Source organism: Mitsuaria sp. TWR114 (assembly GCF_007997345.1).
On record NZ_VOSR01000058.1, the window covers coordinates 1 to 1143 of the forward strand.

A 1143-nucleotide genomic window follows, 5' to 3' on the forward strand; every position below is an offset into this window, starting at 1 on the left:
CGCTGGCCGGCCGGCTGGCGATGGACTGGGAACTGGTCGACGCGCAGCGCAAGACGCGCGTGCTGCTGCTGGTGTCCAAGCTCGGACACTGCCTGAACGACCTGCTGTTCCGCGTGCAGACCGGCCACCTGGCGATCGAGATTCCGGCCATCGTCTCCAACCACCGCGACTTCTATCAGCTGGCCGCCTCGCACGACATCCCCTTCCACCACCTGCCGCTGCTGCACGCGACCGACGAGCAGAAGCAGGCCCAGGAGCGCAAGATCCGCGATCTGATCGAGGAGCAGCAGATCGACCTGGTCGTGCTGGCGCGCTACATGCAGATCCTGTCGCCGGAGATGTGCCGCTTCCTGGAAGGCCGGGCGATCAACATCCATCACAGCTTCCTGCCCAGCTTCAAGGGCGCGCGCCCGTACCACCAGGCCCATGAGCGCGGCGTCAAGCTGATCGGCGCGACCGCGCACTACGTGACCTCCGACCTCGACGAGGGCCCGATCATCGAGCAGGACGTGGCCCGCATCGACCACTCGATGACGCCGGACCAACTGGTCGCCATCGGCCGCGACACCGAATGCGTGACGCTCGCCCGCGCGATCCAGTGGCATGCCGAGCATCGCGTGCTGCTCAACGGCCACCGCACGGTGGTCTTCCGCTGAGCGGTCCCCGGACCGCGCCGCCGTCGGTGGAGCCCTGCGGACCCATGTGGACCGACACCCACTGCCACCTCGACGCGTCGGAGTTCGACGCGGATCGTGACGCCGTCGTGGCGCGCGCCCGCGCGGCCGGGGTGTCGCAGATCGTGATCCCGGCGGTGGTCGCCGGCAACTTCGAGCGGGTGAGGGCGCTGGCGCATGCGCAGGGGTTCAGCTACGCGCTCGGGATCCATCCGCTCTACGTGATGCAGGCGCGCGAGGACGACCTCGGGCGGCTCGACCGGATGCTCGCCGAGTGCCGCGACGATCCGCGCCTGGTCGGCATCGGCGAGATCGGGCTGGACGTCTTCGTCAAGGACCTGGACGAGGCCAGGCAGCGGTTCTTCTACCTGGAGCAGCTGAAGCTCGCGAAGCGCCACGGGCTGCCGGTCATCCTGCATGTGCGCCGCAGCGCGGACCAACTGCTTGCCGGCCTGCGCCGCATCGGCCT

General features: G+C 69.1%; 2 protein-coding genes. Both read left to right on the forward strand.

The annotated features are described in order from the left end of the window. On the forward strand, positions 1-656 hold a 656-nt coding region (locus tag FUT87_RS03550; RefSeq protein WP_147240110.1), incomplete at its 5' end, for a formyltetrahydrofolate deformylase. A gap of 44 nt (positions 657-700) precedes the next feature. After that, positions 701-1143, forward strand: a 443-nt coding sequence (locus tag FUT87_RS03555; protein WP_186830337.1) for a TatD family hydrolase, incomplete at its 3' end; no start/stop codon positions are given.